Here is an 18,268-nt window from a genome sequence, read left to right as displayed (position 1 = left end):
GGTGAATCGTATGAATGGCTTACCAACATCGATTCCTAAATATTAGTCCAGAAGGCTGTAGATCTGAATGCTCTCCACCTTGGCATCCTTGATATGGAACGACATCACATCCACATAATTGGATGGCTCGTAACGGAAGTCATCCTCTTCATCTGGAGCTCCATCACCAAGCAGTTTCCCTTCAGGGTAGGCGTTTTTGAGTGTATCCAGGCTATCTCCTGCTTTAATGTTTCGCACTGTCGCGTACTTGGGATCTGTGATTTCGATATGAAAGATGGAGTCTTGTTTTCCCTCTGGTATACTGATTGTTTTAATCTCCAGACCAGGATACGTATAGACCTTTTCTGTAAAACCGATTAACGTATCCATGTTTGTTCCATCATCAGCACTGTACGTATGAGATTTCAGGTTCTCCGGTTTGCCCAGCATCTGTTCCATCTGATCTTCATTCGCTGTATCCGAAATCGCAATGGTGTGCTCATTATAGACAAAAGCAAGCTCCTTTAGCACCACATTGCCTTCCTTCTCCATGGAACCTTCCTTAATAGCTTCAGTACCCTTTTCTTCAGAACTTTCGGAAGCAGGCGCATTAGCATTTGTTGCTCCTTCGCCTTTGCTCTGTTCATTCGCTGTGTTCTGTCCGGTTGCTGGGGGCGTAGCATCATTGGACTGACAGCCCGTTAATGCCACCGTTAGTAAAGCACCTAGTACGATAACACCTGTTGCTTTGTTTATCAATTTCATCATGATCCCTCCATAAATGTGTGATTTGTTCTTATGAAGTGATTATAAATAAAACATTTGTTAGTCTCATAACAGAAATGTACCAATCTTGTAACGTTAATTATTTACGATTGTGTTTCCGCACGGGGCAACACAATGGTAACGGTTGTTCCTTCCCCGATTTGACTTTCCATGTCAATATAACCATTAAACCGCTCGACAATCTCTTTGCAAATAGAAAGTCCAAGACCTGAACCGTTCGCTGTGCTTGCATTTTTCGCCCGGTAAAAACGTTCCTGCACTCTCTCCAGCTCATCGCCCGCGATACCAATACCTTGATCACGTATCCGTATAACTATCTCGCTTGGCGTATGTTCCAACTTCAATTGGATTAGCGATGGACCGCCTGAATATTTGATGGCATTGTCCACAAGGTTCGCAATCGCATGAGACATCAGCATTGGATTTACGTTGGCGTAAACTCTTGTCTTACCCTTATCATCCGGTTCTTCCTCCGCCTGACTAACTCTGATCTCTATCCCTTTATCCTTGGCCTTGGCACCCATATTCGTTGCGACTTGCAGAATCAGTTCGTTCATTTCTGTCTTCTCGACTTCCAAATCGTTAGAACCAGCCTTGTCGAATCGGGATAACAACAACAGTTCATTAATCAAACGTGTCAGCCGATCCGATTCCTGCAGCAGATGAGCATAGATTTTTTGCAACTCCTTGTCCTCGTTCTCCCCTTCAACCAAGTATTGAGAGAAACCACGAATGGCTGCCAAGGGTGTTTTTAACTCGTGAGATACGTTGGAGACGAATTGCCTCTGGTACTGAATGTAATCATGAAGTTGCCGCCCCATAGAATCCAGTCCATCTGCCAGCATGCCCAGTTCATCCTTCCGGTTTAGATGAACTCTCCGAAACTCCTGTCTAGAGAAACTTTGCGTAGCGCTAAGCAACAGTTTAATCGGCTTGGTAGTGTTGCGGGCAATCCACAGACTGGATAACGTAATCAGTACAATAAATCCGCCTGCACCCGCAAACAGGATATAACGGATTTGATCCATAATCGCATAAAAGTAGGAAATGTCCTCCACGAACTCATACACATAAGCGTTCTCGTAGAATTGATCCTGAATGGGAGTCGCAAAATAAAGCAGATGATCTTCCGTTACAGTGTAGGCATAACTGCCGCTCAGGGCTTTCTCAATATTTTTTTCAAAAATAAGAGGTTTGCCATCATTAATGATGATGCCATCCACAGCTAAGCCTATCAACTGCTTGGAGCTGTCATAGATACGTACTTCCTTGCCCGAAGCTTTCAGCTTCTCTAGAGCAAGTCTGACAATTTCCTTGGTCTGGGGCTCTCCTGAAGATGACCTATGCTGTGATAACACCTCACGGAAGGACAACTCGGACAGATCCGCCTTCTCCATCATCTGTTTCTCAATGGTAATGAAGCTGTAGTAATCGATGGCTTTATTTACAGCAAAAATGATGATGCCAAAGGACAGCACGGAGAAAAATAAATAATTCAGCAGTAACCGGGTTGCATACTTCAGGCCTCGCCACCTCCAAGTTGATAGCCAAATCCATAGATCGTTCGGACATACTTCGGTTCGTCCGCGTTATCCTCCAGCTTCTTCCGTAATCGCATGATGGTCATATCCACACTGCGACTGTCTCCCATAAAGTCATATCCCCATCCGATCTGCAGTAGCTCATCCCGAGTAAAGATTTTGTCTGGCCTTTTGAGTAACGTTTCCAGAATTTTAAACTCTTTGGCCGTTAAAGACACGGGTACACCGTTTTTCAGCACCCTGCGGCTTTCCAGATCAAATGTCAGCTCTTCATGAATGATGCGTGTAGATTTCACTTCTGTTCCTTCACTTGATTCCTCCTTGCTCTCGTTTCTTCTCAGAATGACCTTGATCCGAGCGAGCAATTCACGATTGTCAAAGGGTTTGGTCATGTAATCTTCCGCCCCTAGCTCTAGTCCCAACACCTTGTCGATCACCTCATTTTTGGCAGAGAGCATGATCACAGGAATGGCACGCTTTCCGGTAATTTCCTTACACAAGTCATATCCGGAGCAGTCTGGCAGCATCAGATCAAGTACGACTAAATCGGGTTGAAAAGAGTCGAGCAGCTGCAAGCCCTTTCTGCCGTCCTCTGCAGTCTGCACATCGTAGTTCTCTCGCCTTAGCACCAGCTCAATTAAATCTCGAATTGCAATTTCATCATCAATGACTAGGATTTTCTTCAACTGTACACCCCTATCTAGCCTTGTTTTCACCAGCTTTAATCAATTATTAACCCATCTTAGCACAGGCGCTTTAGATTCCTCCACCATCAGGAAGATAAGGTATATTCCAACGAACCCAACATAACTTGTAATAAACCCGAAGAAAGGAGAACAATCCATGGATCTGCTCTGGGTACTCATTGTTGGTGGACTTATTGGCTGGTTAAGCGGCAACTTGATTGGGCGGGACGTACCGGGTGGTGTACTTGGGAACATTATTGCGGGTTTTGCGGAGCCTTCCGAAGACGTTAACATAGAGAGGCGGAAACCGATCCCGTCATTCATTAGTGCAGGATAAACATAGAAGGACCGAAAGCATTCATCGATGGAAGATGAACACTTACGGTCCTTTTTTAAAATGTAATGACAATCTTACCTACAGCGTGGTGAGTTTCACTCAAAGCATGTGCATCATAAATCCCCTGTCTACTAAACGGGAATGTTGCCCCTACAATTGACTTTATCTTGTTCTCTTCCATCAGCTCTGCCATTCTCTGCAATTGATCACCATCTGGCTGTAGCCAAATCCCCTTTGCTAATACATTGTGAGACTTAGCAGTATCATGATTGGGTTCACCAACAATGGTAATTAGTCTTCCGGTATTTGGCTTAAGCACCTTATAGCTATTCTCAGCTACTTCTCCACCCATCGTGTCAAACACTAAATCTATATCTTTTAGAATCTCTTCAAAGTTTTCCTTTTTGTAATCAATGACCTGATCAGCACCTAACGAGTAAAGAAGTTCATGATTTTTTTCACTTGCTGTTGTAATAACATGAGCGCCGGCATGTTTTGCTAATTGAATGGCATACATACCTACACCACCAGCTCCAGCGTGAATAAGTACAGTTTCACCTTCTTTTAGATCGCCATGAGTAAACAGTACCTGCCATGCTGTTAAACCAGCCAAAGGTACAGCCGCAGCCTCCTCATATGAGATTGAATCAGGTAGTTTTGCCAGAAGGTGCTCATCAACTGCTGTATATTCTGCATACGAACCGAAACGTGTTGTATCAGGACGACTGAATACTCGATCCCCAACTTTCCATTTGGTAACGTTTGAACCAATTTCAGTTATGACCCCAGCTACATCCCAGCCTAAGATAATAGGAAATTCCCAATCATACATTTCTTTTAAGTAACCCTCTCTTAATTTCCAATCGATTGGATTAATGGATGTAGCCTCTAATTTTACAACCACTTGATTGGCTTCTGCCCTCGGTTTATTCACTTCCTGCTCAACTAACTCTTCTTTACTTCCATATTGATTAATCACAACTGCTTTCATTTTTGTATCACTCCTCTAAGCTAATATCCTCTTACATGTTATTCCCGATTATTTATTTATTTGTATCTAGTCACTGGAGTTCATGCATATTATCCTTACTCATTTTTAAACAACCAGGATAAAATTATGCAAAAGTTAAGTTAGAATCGTCAGAAATGTTGCTTTTATTATTATATTTTTACATAAAAAAACTATTGAAATGGACTTAGTGTTCGTTTATATTTGACTTATCAACAATTGACTAGTCAAACATTGATGGCTCAACTAAATATAAAGGGAGAGTAACTATTATGAAACCATACCAACAAACAAACGATTTTAACGAAATTATTTATGGACGCCGCTCCATTAAGACATACGATTCATCCGTAAAAATCAGCAGGGAAGAAATGACTCAAATCATCAATGAAGCTAGCACTGCCCCTTCCTCCATCAACATGCAGCCTTGGCGCTTCCTTGTGGTGGATACTCCAGAGGGAAAAGAAAAACTCGTCCCACTGTCCCGCTTTAACAAAGAAAAAGTCGCTCAAGCTTCTGCTGTCATTGCTGTGTTTGCAGACAAAAACAATTTCGATTATGCAGAAAACATCTATGGAAAAGCTGTTGAGCATGGCTTAATGCCACTAGATGTTAAGGACTTTCAGTTGAAGGCATTCAAACCGATCTATAACAACATGTCCGATGCTGAAATGAACGATGTCATTATGCTTGACGCCGGTCTGGTTTCCATGCAATTGATGCTGGTTGCCCGTGCACATGGGTATGACACCAATCCAGTCGGTGGTTATGAAAAAGATCAAATTGCTGAAGTGTTTGGCTTGGATAAAGAACGCTATGTACCAGTCATGCTACTGACAATTGGAAAAGCTGCAAGCGAGGGATACACCTCCTACCGTATGCCAGCCGAAGAGACCACGTTTTGGGCATGATTCAAAGCGATAGTGCGAGCAGTCTCCACATTGTGATATAGTTGCCTTTAGTTGTTGAATGTCTTGGAAGGAATCTGCCCTTGTTACATGAAGCTTTTCAAGACATTCTGCACCATTCAAGGAGGGGCAAACATGAATTGTTCGCTGGAACAAGAAACCTTATTAATATTACTTAAAAATATAAGCAATCAGTTGAAACCTAAATTTGAACGTTGTACGGGGATCAGTTCCTCACGATACGTTCTGCTGTATCATCTCTATCTTCATGAAGAAGTTACACAAAGCCACTTGCAAAAGGCCATTCATATTGACAGTGCTGCTGTTACACGCCATTTGAAGCAACTGGAAGCAGACGATTTGGTGTCACGAAGAAGAAACCCTGACGATCATCGGGAAACCTTCGTCCGGTTAACAGAACAAGGGCTAACGCATATCGCCAATTTCAAGCAGGATCGAAACCAGTTTCTTCATCAGATGATACTGGATTTCAGTGAAGAAGAAGTTGCAATGATGACCGACATGCTTACACGCATGCAATATAATCTGAAGGATCTGTAAATTTACGATGACAGTCAGCCTTCTTCAGATTTCTTTTCATAAATGAATAAAACTAGTTAGATGAGATGATACAATATCTCAGATTAACAAGAGATTATAGGCCATATATTATTCAGGCAAGATCAAAACAAACCGCTGAGTGTTTCATTACATGGCGGTTTGTTTTAATTTATCAACAGCTAGCTTTTCGAAATATTACAAGTTGGACTAGCACATACTAAGGAAACAGTTGGCTGAAGCTTACATAATGGAGGTCTCATCATGGTATTTACAATCACAATTATCATCGTTGCACTGTTTGCAATATGGGGAGCCGTCGCTCCTGATCAGCTAGCGGATGTGGCTAATGTTGCCTACAACTTCTCTATTCAGAATTTTGGCTGGTTTTATTTGCTAGCGACACTGTTCTTCCTGATCTTTGCTTTCTATCTGGCGTTCAGCCGATTTGGCGGTATTAGGCTTGGGGATGACGATGATGAGCCGGAGTATTCTACGGTTTCCTGGCTGTCCATGCTGTTTAGCGCAGGTATGGGCATTGGGCTGGTTTTCTGGGGAGTTGCTGAACCGCTGTCCCACTATTTATCTGCACCTGAGGGGGCGGTACCCGAAACAACGCAAGCAGCCATACTTTCAATGCGTTATTCCTTTTTCCACTGGGGGCTGCATCCTTGGGCTATCTATACCGTCATCGGCTTAGCACTTGCTTACTTCCAGTTCCGGAAAGGATACAAAGGGCTGATCAGTTCCACCTTTATTCCTCTGATCGGTGAGCGTCTTGCTGCTGGCTGGCTTGGTAAGGTTATTGATATTCTGGCGGTCATATCCACCATCTTTGGTGTTGCGACCTCGCTTGGATTGGGTGCTCTTCAGATCGGCGGGGGTCTGAATCACTTATTCGGTATTCCTAACTCGACTCTGTCTCAGGTTGTCATTATCATCGTTGTAACCGTACTGTTTTTAATCTCGGCAACCTCCGGTCTGGATAAAGGTATTAAGATTCTGAGCAACGTCAACCTCGTTATAGCTTTGTTATTGATGTTGTTTGTATTGGTGACTGGACCGACTTCTTTTATATTTGACACATTCACAACAACCTTGGGCAGTTACATGCAGAATATTATTAACATGAGTTTGAGACTGACGCCGTTCTCAAGAGAAACCTGGATTGGAGCATGGACGTTATTTTACTGGGCATGGTGGATCTCGTGGGCTCCTTTTGTCGGCACTTTTATCGCAAGGGTATCCAGAGGAAGAACCATAAAGGAATTTGTAATTTACGTCATGGTTATTCCAAGTCTTTTCGGATTTATCTGGTTCTCCGTCTTTGGCGGAACAGGACTTCACATGGAATTGTTCAATGCCGCTCATCTGGCGGAGGCTGTCAAGGAAGATACGACAACCGCTTTATTCCTTATGCTGGAGCAGCTGCCTTTGGGCACGATCGTGGCATTCATCGCCACAATGCTGATCATGATCTTCTTTATTACGTCGGCTGATTCAGCTACCTTTGTACTGGGCATGCTCACTTCAGATGGCAAACTGGACCCAAGTACAAGAGTGAAATTAACCTGGGGAATTATGCAGTCCTCCATCGCGGTAGTACTGCTAATCAGCGGGGGGTTAACTGGCCTCCAGACAGCATCCATTGTAACCGCATTGCCGTTCGCTATTGTCCTTATCGGTATGTGTTTCTCCCTGCTCAAGGCTCTAAAGGCTGAGGACAAAGAGCGCCGTCAGAAGGAAAAACGGCAGCGCCAAAAGCTGAAACGACTGCTGGAGGAACAAGAAATCTCGTTGAAGGAAATTTCCGGCAGGTAATGTATACTTGATGTTAAAACTAACAAAAGCCCGCGTCCTTGCGGGCTTTTTATTATTTCATGGTATTGAGTTTTTGATTACTTGCTGCTCCTATACCAACTACAAAGAGTAACACCGAAGCCCCAAGAAGAATGAAAAGTGGCAGGTTCCAACTATTTGTTGCATCGTGCAGATATCCTATAAGGGCTGGACCGATTGCGGCAAGAAGATATCCGATCGATTGGGCCATGCCAGATAGTTCCGCTGCTTGATGCGCATTTTCAGTACGCAACCCGAAAAACATCATGGCCAAACTAAAGGCGAAACCTCCACCAATTCCGAGTATGACGATCCACAACAGAATGACATTAGAACTATTCACCTCAACAAAAAAAACTATATAGCTAGTATATTGTTTATCTAGATTCTTTTCCATTCCCGTTCAATAGAACGTGATGAGATTTTATTGATAAAATTGTATTAAAAGGATAAAATGACGAGCATCAACGGTTTTATTTGAAGAATGGTATAGCTTATGAAAGGTGGTTTAGCAATGAAAATTCTCATCGTTGGCTATTTTAGCGAGACCTCAAAATCAAATATTGCAAGGTGTTTTCCGCAAGACTGGAACGTTGTAATTGTTCCGCCCGGAAAAGAAATGCTGGATCATATTGAAGATTGCCAAGTAATCATTCCTGAACATATTAAAGTGGACCACAGCCTGCTTTCTAACGCAAAAAAATTAAAATTGGTACAGACAGGTGCAGGATTTGATAATGTGGATGTCCCTGCCTGTACACAGCGCGGCATTTGGGTGGCCAATGCTGGAGGAGTGAATGCACAGGCAGTGGCCGAGCACGTCATGGCACTGATATTGTCTTATTATAAAAACATACCGTTTCTTGATACTTTCATGAAAAACAAGATGGATGAAAATCAATTGGACTATGCAGGGAGTGAGTTAAAAGGAAAAACGATTGGAATTATCGGTTTGGGTGCTATTGGAAAAAAAGTAGCTGCGTTTTGCAGGGTTTTTGATATGAATGTGCTGGCATATGCGAGAAATGCCACTGCACAATCGGACGGTTTTGTGAAAATGACGGATTTTGATACTCTTGTAAGCACATCGGACATAGTCAGTGTACATGTACCCTTGAATGAGCAAACCAAACAGCTGATCAACAAAGCGACATTCAAAAAAATGAAAAATACCACTCTTTTTATCAATACAGCCCGCGGAGGCATTGTCAACGAAAGAGACTTGATTGATGCATTAAAAAACGGGGATATTCCAGGCGCATGCCTGGATGTGTTTGAATCTGAACCGCTTCCGATTGACAGTGAGCTCCGGAGTCTGGGTAATGTGATACTTACTCCCCATACAGCGGGAATGCCTGATGGTCGGAAATTTCATAAAACAAGATATGATTTCTTTATAAAGAATATAAAACGTGTAGAAAATGGTGAGGAGCCTGAAAGCAAGCTCAATCAGTTATGATGTTTTGGTGCAGGGGTACCTTTCCCCTGCCCGTTTTGCACAGCAATTTACCGCAAAATCCGTAGCGTAAGTGTCCACTTTCTTGACAGAGGTCCATCATACAGATTGATTCGAACTGTCCCACTATTTATGATTTTGCTTAAGTTGGTATTCAAGTTCATGAAGTTTGATCTATTATTGCCAACGGTTAAATCGGTACCAAGTGTGTTAATATCTTTCCCTGCGTTAAGCGTTCCCTCACCTCTCGTAATGTTGAGCTGTTAATACTCGTTATCTGGTGTTTTGTAGTAAGCAACTAATTGTGACTGCTTGGATTGCCGTTTTTCCTGGTTGGTCATTTCCAGTTCCGTGTACATTAGATTGGACTTTGCGTCATGGTAAATGGTGGTCAAGCGTTCACGGACTTAGGTCTGCATTTTTTCAATGCCTAATGATACAGAAAAAAACCTCAGCCGGGTTAACCGAGCTGAGGTTCTTTTAACTTTCTAGCAGGTCTCACGTATGCTTTATTTAATAACTTCAACCTTTTTATCCCCTGCTGACTTCGCTACTTCTAACGTTGTTGTCCCTTGAATAGCGACTATCACGCCAGTAGCCAGCATAGAAACGATTAAAGCTGCACTGAGTGCTGTGGACATTTTCTTCTTCTTGACCATAATCATACCTCCTATATTTATTATGTAATAAGCGGCTAAGGACGATGACGAGCCGAGGGTGACTAATCAATTACAATATTTCATTTTTTTATTGAGTAATTCACCTAATGATTGTAGTATAACGTACTGACAATGATTGTAAAACAATTTTTTCCATTTGGAGTTTCATCCCATCGTCTCCACCCCTACAGCAGTTCAAAATGAAGTTGAGTCTCAGGTACCTCCGTATTTTCTTTCCACTGCTTCGCACCGTATCCCAATTCCAGAACCGCAGCAATGCGCTCGTTACTTAGTACACCAAACATTTCAGTACGGCTCGGGTCGTACATCCAGTCATGCAAGGTACAGCGCACACCCAGACTTTGCTCATAAGCCAGCAAGCGGAAATTCTGAATTAGGCAACAGACAGCTGCAAAGTCCTCTTCCCGCTTATATTGATCCGCCTCTTCCTTCACCAAGACCAGAAGATACGCAGGAGCCTGGTTCTGTAATCCCTGCATGATGTCCCCATACCGGTTATCAGCAAAGATAAATCGCCACGGCTCTCGGAGGCCATCATTTGGCGCCCATACGGCATGATTGAGCAACTCAAGGATTAGTTCCTGCGATACCGGTTGATCCAAAAACTCACTCGGACCGTCCATGTCTCCTTCCAAATCTGACAATTTCATTTTCTTATCCTCCTCTTCTATGTAGGCTGCCCTCGCAATACGGTCCACTTCTGCTCGGCTGGTGTCCTTTTCCGACTTCTTGGCGCTTTGTCGTAATACCCTATATGAAGAATACCAACAAATCTTTCCTCCTCACGTAAGCCAATTCCATTGAAGAGCCCTTCATGCTGAATCATGGACTCTGTATCCCACAACATTCCTAAGCCTCGTTCCCAGCCCAGCAGTTGGAAGCTCTGCATCACCCCGCAGGCAGCCGCATAATTGCGGTCATTGGTCAGACGATTCGGTCCTACAGTCGACATAACAATGACGTGGGCAGGAATATCGGTAAATCTCTTTTTAAAAACATCCAGAAGTTTCCCTGGAATCAGCTTGCCGAGCTTGCTTTGTGACATCTGTTCCAGCATGCAGTCCACCAACCGTTTGCGTGCTTCTGGAGTTCCGGCATATACTACACGCCATGAGCCAGACTCAACAAATGGTTGAAGCCGTATAGCCTTACGCAGTAGTTCAACAACCAACTCCTGGTCCACCGGCGTAGAGTTACATTTACGAATACTCCTGCGCTCTCTGATCAATTCCGCCAGACTCATATGCTTCACTCTCCTTCGTTCTATCTGGATTCAATATTAATACTGCTGTCTTGAAGAAATTGATGGATTACTTTTAGCTCCGTTTCCGAATATTTGTCAAGAGTACGATAAAAGCGCTCAGCCTCATGTATATGCAGACGTTCATGTAATTCAAAGATTTTTTTGCCTTGCGGTGACAACCGGAAATAGCTCTCCTTTTTGTTGTCGTTCATTTTCGTACGTTTGACGAATCCTTCCTCCAGCAGTTTGTTGCCAATTTTGGTGATACTTGCTTTGGACAAGTTCATCGCCTCGGCAATACCCGTGTTGTTAATGGGCTCATGCTTGCCTATGCAATCTATCATATGAACCGCGGTCAAATGCTGAGGGATTTTCTCGATGCTTTCACGCTGGGCGATACTTAGGAAATGCTCGATTTCTGTATCCTTGTGGTTCTCATACACATGTAAAAAACGGATAAATTGGTCATAAAGCAACTGTTTTGTTCGATCTTTTGAGATCATTCTTTGATCGCTCCTTATTTACTTGTAAACAAAAATATTCTTTTAAAAATAGAGTTATTCTAAATAAATTATTATATTTAGTTTACTGGTTAACAATATATCATGAATGATAAGGCTTATCAACTATATTCTCTGACATTACAACATTACTCTATAATCCAGGACAGAGACCTGCCTTGAACGGATTATCTTTTAACCTGCTCGTTAGTTAAACAAAAACAGCCGATCACGCTGATCGGCTGCTTTCTTAAACTTGGGTTATTGGACTCAGTATCGTTCTCTCTACTTAAATTATACCGTTATTTTTTATGTTTTTATAGACTGTTTTTTTTGAAATTCCTACACTATACTGCTAAATACAAAACTAAAAAAGAGGTGGATCATTATGGATGACAAAAAAGTGATCATAGACCAAGGTCCTTTTTTTCATGGTACAAAAGCAGAACTGCAAATTGGTGATTTATTAGAACCACAGTTCTTATCAAATTACCAAGAGAAAAATTCTAACCATATATACTTTACTGCAACATTAAATGCTGCCAAATGGGGTGCTGAATTGGCAAGATCTAATGCAAAAGAAAGAATCTACATTGTAGAACCATTAGGAGATTTTGAAAGTGATCCTAACGTAACTGATAAAAAGTTTCCTGGAAATCCAACACGTTCATATAGATCTAAATCGCCACTTAAAATAATAGCTGAATTAGCTTCATGGGAAAGACACTCTGAAGAAGAGATTAATCACATGATTACATCTTTGAGAAAACTAAGTGAAGAAGGAAAAAATATAATATATGATTGATCCCTCTCGTTTCGTTAAAAAAAAAAGCCGCTATAATAGCGACTTGAATTGAACAATGTTCCCGTCCCACGACACTTCTTTATTGGAATATCTATGAGATATGCCATCATGGAATAAACTTTGATTATTTTGCTAATATCCACTTTTGTCGATCAAGTGATGGATTCAGTTCACTTAAGAAGAGTTCGGTCCCATCTTCCGATACCTCTAATGCTTTTTGATGATGAGCTGAAGTAATATGAACGGATCCGTCTTTGTTCTCGTGAAGGACCCAACGCTGGTTGTTGTACCCTAAGTAATGATACAGCTGAAGTTTGTTTTGCCCTATATCCAGATCAAGTGTCTGACCGGCCGTAGTACGAATTGAATACGAACCTGCTTCGTCACCTGTCGGAACAAATACCCACTTCTGGATGGAAGCTGCACTTGCATCATGCAAGGTAACCGGCTCTCCGTTGACAAGGTTAGCTGTGTAAATGGATTTCTGCGTTGCGGCATTTACAAGGCTGGACTTGGTGAGGTTTGCAGCTTCACCGTTGCTGACATTGACGTTCTGATAAGATGCGGAGCCGCCAAATACATTCAGTCCAAAGTGGCCTTCTGCAAAAGTCCCATCCATGATATCTATGACTTTTTGGCTGTCCACGTGAACGACAATATGCGGACCATTCGCTTCTATTTTCACCTTATACGTATGACCTGGCTGAATGAACGTTGGTACTTTTGCAAGAACCTGCCGTTCTTCAAATGCTCCATTGATTTTATAGAACAGACGAATGGCCTTCATGTTAGGGTCTAGATTCAGATAATAACCACTGCGACCATCTTCGCTAGCCCTAAACAAAATAGAACCTGCCCCTCCTGTTTCACCAAGCTTCATGTCTGCTTCATACGTAAAATTCCCAGCCTTCTCTTTGGCAATATAATTCGCATCGCTAAAATATTTACCACGAATCCCATGTTCACTAACTAACCATGAAGCAGCAGACAGATCTTTAGTCCATCCACTCAGGTTTGTCCGGAACTCGCCACCTGAGACTTTAATGAGCACACTACTGGAAGCTTTACCATTCGGAGTAGATACAGTGACTGTGGACTCCCCTTCTTTTTTTGCCTTAATAACTGCATGTGAATTGTCTACCAAGTCTATGGCGATTACGTCGTTATTACTGGAATTCCACTTAAGCGGTTGAACGCCTAAACCTGGTCCATACTCGACCATCGCTTGCAGTGTATCCGACTCGCCTACCCCCAGTTCCCGAACGCTCGTATCCATCTTTATTTGAGCTTTTGAAGGAATGTCCGCATTCCAGACAGATTGAAGTTGATGCACTTTCAAGGAAACAACATTCACATTCCCACCTTTCACGTAAAAACTCATCGCTCTACTAGCAGGATCCGGAAATATTACATCTGAAAAGACGACTTTGCCATTGTTACCAAAGGCTTCAACAGAAGACTCATCCACAAGAATACGCATCTTGATCCGATTATTCTCCATCTGCGTAGGTGCTTCATGTTTCTTACTGAAAAGGTTAGAAAAATCCGTTTCACCGGATGCAGTTCGGTCCACAAACATATGACTATCACTTGCCTTATAACCCACGACCGTCTTCTGATTTGCACCCTCACGAATGTTAAAGCCAAACTCGGTCACTGTGCTGGTTTCAGGGATTTCAATTTCAGCTTCAATTTCGTAAGCACCTGAAATAATACCTTTTAACAGATTCCCGGAAGAAGGGCTCACCGACTTGTTAGAAGCAGAATACAAAGGTTTACGCAGTGATTCCAATTCTTTGATTGGACTTTGCACCATCCGAATTCCATCTTTGGTTGTTACCAATGATACTTCTCTCGGAATGGTTAGTTCACCTTTCCAATTGGACGTTGGGAAAGCGAACGGATAGTCCCAATTCGTCATCCACGCCATCATCACTGTGCGATGATCAGGCATGTTAGTGAAAGACATCGAAGCGTAAAATTCTTTACCAAAATCTGTTCTTAACACCTTACCTGCCGGATTATCGTTCACGAATTTACCATCAGCTGTTAAATGACCGATAAAATACTCGGCATCTGATCCGCCTGTTTTGGGATTCGCTCCTGTACTGATCATCATAACCCACTTTTTCTGTGACGTTCCGTCTACCGGAAGCTGGAACAAATCAGGGCATTCCCATACTCCTCCGCGGACGTAATCCCCATATCCCCAATTATCTGTCAATGTCCAGTCAAGTAAATTCGTTGAAGTATAGAAACGAATATGATCTCCTCCGGACACAACCATAACCCATCGGTTATTCTCATCATCACGGATTACTTTCGGATCGCGGAAATCCCAATTCCCAGCTTCATTTCCGCTCTTACCTGGGTTCTCGATCACAATCGGGCGCTCCTTCGAATACTCCCAAGTACGACCTTGGTCTTTACTGTAAGCTAGACCTATACGCTGGTTCCCATTCGGGCTATCCGGATTAAAGGAAGTATAGTATGCAATAAGGCCCTTGCCTCCTGAATCTCCGAATAAACCAGATGCATTTGTCATATCCGCAACAGCCGACCCAGACCAGACATGTCCGTGATTATTCCAGGGAAGTGCAATCGGAAGCCGTTTCCAGTTCAGCATATCTTTACTTACCGCATGCGCCCATGTTCCTCCATCCTGATGGAAGAGATGATATTCTCCTTCAAAGTAGACAAGTCCATTCGGATCACTCGCTGAACCACGTATTGGCGTGTAGTGATATTGTGGACGATATATCTCATTGTAATATTGGCTCAGTTCCGTCACATAAGTATCCTGAAAGTAAGCCGTCCCCTTTTTTACGACGATTCCGGTACTTCCACTCCTGTAGGTTGAATCTTTCACGTCAATCGCGGCCGTAGTGTATCCGTCCAGGAAGACCTGAATTCGATCTCCCTTTGCCTTGATTTCCACATGATGTTTGGCTCCCATCTGACTCGGATAAGTACGTTGCGAACTTGCAATTACTGTTCCTTTTGTATTCGTCAAACTTACACGGACCTGATCTCCTTCCTTCGTAAGAGTAGCTTCATATCCTTCAGCTCCATCGGTTGAAGATCGAAATGCTAGAGCTACAATAGAATCAGGACGAAGGGTAATATTCCCTTCATACACCATATCAGTCGCATTTTTATTATAGATTTGCTGTGCTTTGCTCCCCTGTTCTACCGTCCCTCTTTTGCCGTTGATATCAGGCTGCCATTTTCCCTTGCTAGAAAGCACCGTCCCCAAATTACCTTTCAGATCGCTCACCACGATGTTCGAAAACAAGGCGGATCCATCCCATACATGGAGTCCAAGCTTTCCGCTTTGATACGAAATGTCTTGAACATCAATTAATGGTTTATATTGATTGCCCCAATATACTTTTAGCGAGGAACCCACTGCCTTCACTTTGAGATGATAGATTTGCCCCATTTCAACAGAAACTTTACGCTCCTCCTTTAATTTCCCATCTCCATTTTTTGCATCTCTTAACCGAATCAGACCTGCTTCCGGAACGATTTGCAGCATGTACGAGCTAAATCCATCCTCATTAGATCGAAACAACAATGTTGCATCCGCCTTCGTATCCCTGATCATGACATCAGCTTCATAGATAAAATCATCGGACACTGTCTCTGAGATGGCCATTACATTTTCTTTAGGCTGTGAAGTCAGCAAGATTCCTTCTGAAGTATCCTCTAATCCACCTTTTCCTTTCACTTGCCAGCCTATCAGATTGGTATTTGATTTGGATGCGCTTTCAAAAATATCAAGCTCCTCCTTTGCCTGTTTATTTGTTTCCTGATCAGCAAGTACAGCACTAGCCGCAATTGATTTAGATGTAAAAATACCGTTTGAAGTAAGAACTAGTCCCGTTACCATCAGAAGACATATTGCGAATTTAGATTTATCTTTCATTCCATACCCTCTTTTCTAATAGGATTGTAAAGTCGGTTCAAATTTAATTGGTTTTGGACAACCAGTTCAGTTCGGTTGATTTTCCCAAATGCTTACGAGATCATTGATTTGAAGCGACACGACCTTTAGTTCTCCGCCAATGGCATAGAGTTCCAGCCCTCTACTTCCCAAGTCGGGGAAAATCGTGTCTGAAATGATAGTTGTTCCATTGTTGCCAAAGATCTCTACACTTGACCAATCAACATAGATGCTCAACTGTATCCGTCTATGCTCTGGCTTCATAGGGGCCTTGTGTTTTGTAGCAAAATCGGGATGGAAATCAACAGCGTTTGACTTCGTTCGATCGACAAACAACTCCTCATTCAAGACATTATATCCGATGACTGTCTCCTGGTTGGAAGAGGAAGACTTTCGCACCTTGAACCCAAATTCTATTGCATTACCGATTTCGAGTTCCGCAATAATTTCCATCTTTGTAGCAGAAACATCAGACAAAACGTTCATATCTGGTTTAATCGTAATGTCTTGTAGAGACAGAATTGATCTTCTAAGTTGATTTAACTCACTTATGGGTGCTTGAATTAAGCGAAGTCCTTCCGAATACGTCCTGAGCTGAATCTCTCGTGGGATGGACATATGGCCACGCCATTCTTTAGAAGGAAGAGTGGAAGCATAACGCCAATTATTCATCCAGCCGACCCAAATCTTTCGCCCATCCTCATTCGGTATACCATCCCAGGTCACGGCCGCGTAAAAGTCAGATCCGTAATCTATCCATTGGATTGTATCGAATGATTCCAATGTTTCATCTAGTGTAAAAACCTTACCATCAAAGTGACCTATAAAATACATCATGCCAGAACCGCCTGCGGGTGGTTCTGAATCGTTTGGATTTACGCCATTTCTATCTCCGACACTTAGTGTCAGAATCCATTTAGTGGTATTAGGGTCCTCATCCACTTGGAGTTTAAAAACATCAGGACATTCAAATATTCCACGATGGATGCCCGGAATATCAGAACCGAAACCGCTTGCAAAAGACCAATCCTTAAGATTCGAAGATGTGTAAAATTCTACACGGTCGCTAACAGCAAGAACCATTACCCAGTTTGAAGATTCTTCATGCCAGAATACCTTTGGGTCTCGAAAGTCTAGCGTCTCCGTGGGGAATAAAACAGGGTTACCTTCATATTTTGTCCAGGTTCGACCTTTGTCCTTGCTGTAAGCGATGCTTTGAACCTGCGTTTTACCGGGTTGAGCGTTGTTACCATTATTAGTATAAATTGCAACCAATCCTGATCCTGCTTCGTTGAAGAATCCGCTTGTATTGTTCTTATCGACTACCGCATTTCCCGAAAATATCGCTCCATCTTCCCCAGGCGGGATGGCTGGTGGGAGTTCATCCCAATGTACTAAATCATTACTTACTGCATGCCCCCAATGCATTCTGCCGAAGTCAGGCTGCGTATCATGGGGAGTATATTGGTAGAAAAGGTGATATTCTCCTTCGTAATAAACCATTCCGTTAGGATCGTTAATCCAATTTCCCTTAGGGGAATAATGTATTTGCGGTCTGTATTCATTTTTATAAATAAAGTTTTCTGGACCTTTGCTGATACTATTTTCACCTGATAGATGTACTTTTTTAATTTAATTCACGCTCCCTTAAGGCTATTTATAATCTAAAAGAAGTAATATGCATTCCTTATTAACAAAATAAGCCACCTGTTTTCATTTGTCAAAGTATTTTTGTATAAATGAACACTATTTTTTATGTATATATCTGTTTTAGTTTACATTTGCACAATTTATGATTAGTTATAGAAAATAATAATTTTTATTTAAGTTGATCTAATCATTTTTTTAATGATTTAAACCTAATGGTTTACAAATGTAAAAATGTTTATATCTAAACTTCTCTTTACTTGTTCAGCAAAATATCGTTAGTATTAAACCTAATATTACCGATAAAACAAAAAAAGCCGCTAAAATAGCGACTTCAATAGGAATATG

15 protein-coding genes and 2 pseudogenes are annotated in these 18,268 nt (G+C 42.2%); 6 read left to right on the top strand and 11 right to left on the bottom strand.

The features are described 5' to 3' along the window. Positions 1 to 42: 42 nt before the first annotated feature. The 3 genes from EL84_RS22520 to EL84_RS22510 all read right to left on the bottom strand — a co-directional run bounded on the left by EL84_RS22520 (position 43) and on the right by EL84_RS22510 (position 2,992). Positions 43 to 747, bottom strand: a complete 705-nt coding sequence (locus EL84_RS22520; protein WP_235431576.1) for a hypothetical protein — start codon at positions 745 to 747, stop codon at positions 43 to 45. Positions 748 to 848: 101 nt separating this feature from the next. Next, a complete protein-coding gene (locus EL84_RS22515) occupies positions 849 to 2,243 on the bottom strand; it encodes a sensor histidine kinase (RefSeq protein ID WP_047843196.1) in 1,395 nt (464 codons plus the stop codon). Between the two features lie 41 nt (positions 2,244 to 2,284). Beyond that, a complete protein-coding gene (locus tag EL84_RS22510) occupies positions 2,285 to 2,992 on the bottom strand; it encodes a response regulator transcription factor (protein WP_047843195.1) in 708 nt (235 codons plus the stop codon). Between the two features lie 157 nt (positions 2,993 to 3,149). Here EL84_RS22510 and EL84_RS22505 point away from each other — a divergent pair. Next, positions 3,150 to 3,260 (top strand): annotated as a pseudogene (locus EL84_RS22505) (GlsB/YeaQ/YmgE family stress response membrane protein); the annotation flags it as partial. A gap of 124 nt (positions 3,261 to 3,384) precedes the next feature. On the opposite strand, the gene EL84_RS22500 reads toward EL84_RS22505, so the two are convergent. Next, positions 3,385 to 4,320 carry an NADP-dependent oxidoreductase gene (locus tag EL84_RS22500; RefSeq protein ID WP_047843194.1) on the bottom strand — a complete coding sequence of 312 codons (936 nt, stop codon included), beginning with the start codon at positions 4,318 to 4,320 and terminating at the stop codon, positions 3,385 to 3,387. A 290-nt stretch (positions 4,321 to 4,610) separates the two neighbouring features. On the opposite strand from EL84_RS22500, the gene EL84_RS22495 reads away from it, so the two are divergent. From EL84_RS22495 to EL84_RS22485, 3 genes are all read left to right on the top strand, one after another. Continuing rightward, the gene (locus tag EL84_RS22495; protein ID WP_047843193.1) at positions 4,611 to 5,249 is read left to right on the top strand and encodes a nitroreductase family protein; all 639 of its coding nucleotides are present in this window, start codon (positions 4,611 to 4,613) and stop codon (positions 5,247 to 5,249) included. Positions 5,250 to 5,381: 132 nt separating this feature from the next. Beyond that, positions 5,382 to 5,807 carry a MarR family winged helix-turn-helix transcriptional regulator gene (locus EL84_RS22490; RefSeq protein WP_047843192.1) on the top strand — a complete coding sequence of 142 codons (426 nt, stop codon included), beginning with the start codon at positions 5,382 to 5,384 and terminating at the stop codon, positions 5,805 to 5,807. A gap of 261 nt (positions 5,808 to 6,068) precedes the next feature. After that, positions 6,069 to 7,625 (top strand): glycine betaine uptake BCCT transporter, encoded by a 1,557-nt coding sequence (locus EL84_RS22485; RefSeq protein WP_047843191.1) that lies wholly within the window; start codon positions 6,069 to 6,071, stop codon positions 7,623 to 7,625. Between the two features lie 52 nt (positions 7,626 to 7,677). On the opposite strand, the pseudogene EL84_RS22480 reads toward EL84_RS22485, so the two are convergent. Further along, a pseudogene (locus EL84_RS22480) lies at positions 7,678 to 7,980 on the bottom strand (MFS transporter); the annotation flags it as partial. A 177-nt stretch (positions 7,981 to 8,157) separates the two neighbouring features. Between EL84_RS22480 and EL84_RS22475 the strand changes: the two are divergent. Continuing rightward, a complete protein-coding gene (locus tag EL84_RS22475; protein ID WP_047843190.1) occupies positions 8,158 to 9,102 on the top strand; it encodes an NAD(P)-dependent oxidoreductase in 945 nt (314 codons plus the stop codon). Positions 9,103 to 9,608: 506 nt separating this feature from the next. Here EL84_RS22475 and EL84_RS32325 read toward each other — a convergent pair. The 4 genes from EL84_RS32325 to EL84_RS22460 form a co-directional block, all read right to left on the bottom strand. After that, on the bottom strand, positions 9,609 to 9,758 hold the full coding sequence (locus EL84_RS32325; RefSeq protein WP_200904538.1) for a hypothetical protein: 150 nt from the start codon (positions 9,756 to 9,758) through the stop codon (positions 9,609 to 9,611). 185 nt (positions 9,759 to 9,943) lie between these two features. After that, the gene (locus tag EL84_RS22470; protein ID WP_047843189.1) at positions 9,944 to 10,429 is read right to left on the bottom strand and encodes a nitroreductase family protein; all 486 of its coding nucleotides are present in this window, start codon (positions 10,427 to 10,429) and stop codon (positions 9,944 to 9,946) included. Positions 10,430 to 10,446: 17 nt separating this feature from the next. Then, positions 10,447 to 11,022 (bottom strand): nitroreductase, encoded by a 576-nt coding sequence (locus tag EL84_RS22465; RefSeq protein ID WP_047843188.1) that lies wholly within the window; start codon positions 11,020 to 11,022, stop codon positions 10,447 to 10,449. A 20-nt stretch (positions 11,023 to 11,042) separates the two neighbouring features. Then, the gene (locus EL84_RS22460; RefSeq protein WP_017688279.1) at positions 11,043 to 11,525 is read right to left on the bottom strand and encodes a MarR family transcriptional regulator; all 483 of its coding nucleotides are present in this window, start codon (positions 11,523 to 11,525) and stop codon (positions 11,043 to 11,045) included. A 385-nt stretch (positions 11,526 to 11,910) separates the two neighbouring features. Here EL84_RS22460 and arr point away from each other — a divergent pair, with 385 nt between their 5' ends. Continuing rightward, the gene (gene arr, locus EL84_RS22455) at positions 11,911 to 12,327 is read left to right on the top strand and encodes an NAD(+)--rifampin ADP-ribosyltransferase (RefSeq protein WP_047843187.1); all 417 of its coding nucleotides are present in this window, start codon (positions 11,911 to 11,913) and stop codon (positions 12,325 to 12,327) included. Positions 12,328 to 12,451: 124 nt separating this feature from the next. On the opposite strand, the gene EL84_RS22450 is transcribed toward arr, so the two are convergent. Together EL84_RS22450 and EL84_RS22445 are read right to left on the bottom strand one after the other, a co-directional pair. Then, on the bottom strand, positions 12,452 to 16,255 hold the full coding sequence (locus EL84_RS22450) for a GH32 C-terminal domain-containing protein (protein WP_053061568.1): 3,804 nt from the start codon (positions 16,253 to 16,255) through the stop codon (positions 12,452 to 12,454). 66 nt (positions 16,256 to 16,321) lie between these two features. Then, positions 16,322 to 17,872 (bottom strand): glycoside hydrolase family 32 protein, encoded by a 1,551-nt coding sequence (locus EL84_RS22445; protein ID WP_414855724.1) that lies wholly within the window; start codon positions 17,870 to 17,872, stop codon positions 16,322 to 16,324. Positions 17,873 to 18,268: the final 396 nt, after the last annotated feature.

This window comes from Paenibacillus sp. VT-400, assembly GCF_001029205.1.
Lineage (GTDB): Bacteria > Bacillota > Bacilli > Paenibacillales > Paenibacillaceae > Paenibacillus > Paenibacillus amylolyticus.
This window is presented reverse-complemented; position numbering and strand designations above follow the sequence as displayed.

Bases quoted from the DNA above. Each gene is read 5' to 3' on its own strand.
- EL84_RS22520 (WP_235431576.1), bottom strand. From the start codon at position 747: ATGATGAAATTGATAAACAAAGCAACAGGTGTTATCGTACTAGGTGCT.
- EL84_RS22500 (WP_047843194.1), bottom strand. From the start codon at position 4,320: ATGAAAGCAGTTGTGATTAATCAATATGGAAGTAAAGAAGAGTTAGTT.
- EL84_RS22495 (WP_047843193.1), top strand. From the start codon at position 4,611: ATGAAACCATACCAACAAACAAACGATTTTAACGAAATTATTTATGGA.
- EL84_RS22490 (WP_047843192.1), top strand. From the start codon at position 5,382: ATGAATTGTTCGCTGGAACAAGAAACCTTATTAATATTACTTAAAAAT.
- EL84_RS22485 (WP_047843191.1), top strand. From the start codon at position 6,069: ATGGTATTTACAATCACAATTATCATCGTTGCACTGTTTGCAATATGG.
- EL84_RS22475 (WP_047843190.1), top strand. From the start codon at position 8,158: ATGAAAATTCTCATCGTTGGCTATTTTAGCGAGACCTCAAAATCAAAT.
- EL84_RS32325 (WP_200904538.1), bottom strand. From the start codon at position 9,758: ATGGTCAAGAAGAAGAAAATGTCCACAGCACTCAGTGCAGCTTTAATC.
- EL84_RS22470 (WP_047843189.1), bottom strand. From the start codon at position 10,429: ATGAAATTGTCAGATTTGGAAGGAGACATGGACGGTCCGAGTGAGTTT.
- EL84_RS22465 (WP_047843188.1), bottom strand. From the start codon at position 11,022: ATGAGTCTGGCGGAATTGATCAGAGAGCGCAGGAGTATTCGTAAATGT.
- EL84_RS22460 (WP_017688279.1), bottom strand. From the start codon at position 11,525: ATGATCTCAAAAGATCGAACAAAACAGTTGCTTTATGACCAATTTATC.
- arr (WP_047843187.1), top strand. From the start codon at position 11,911: ATGGATGACAAAAAAGTGATCATAGACCAAGGTCCTTTTTTTCATGGT.
- EL84_RS22450 (WP_053061568.1), bottom strand. From the start codon at position 16,255: ATGAAAGATAAATCTAAATTCGCAATATGTCTTCTGATGGTAACGGGA.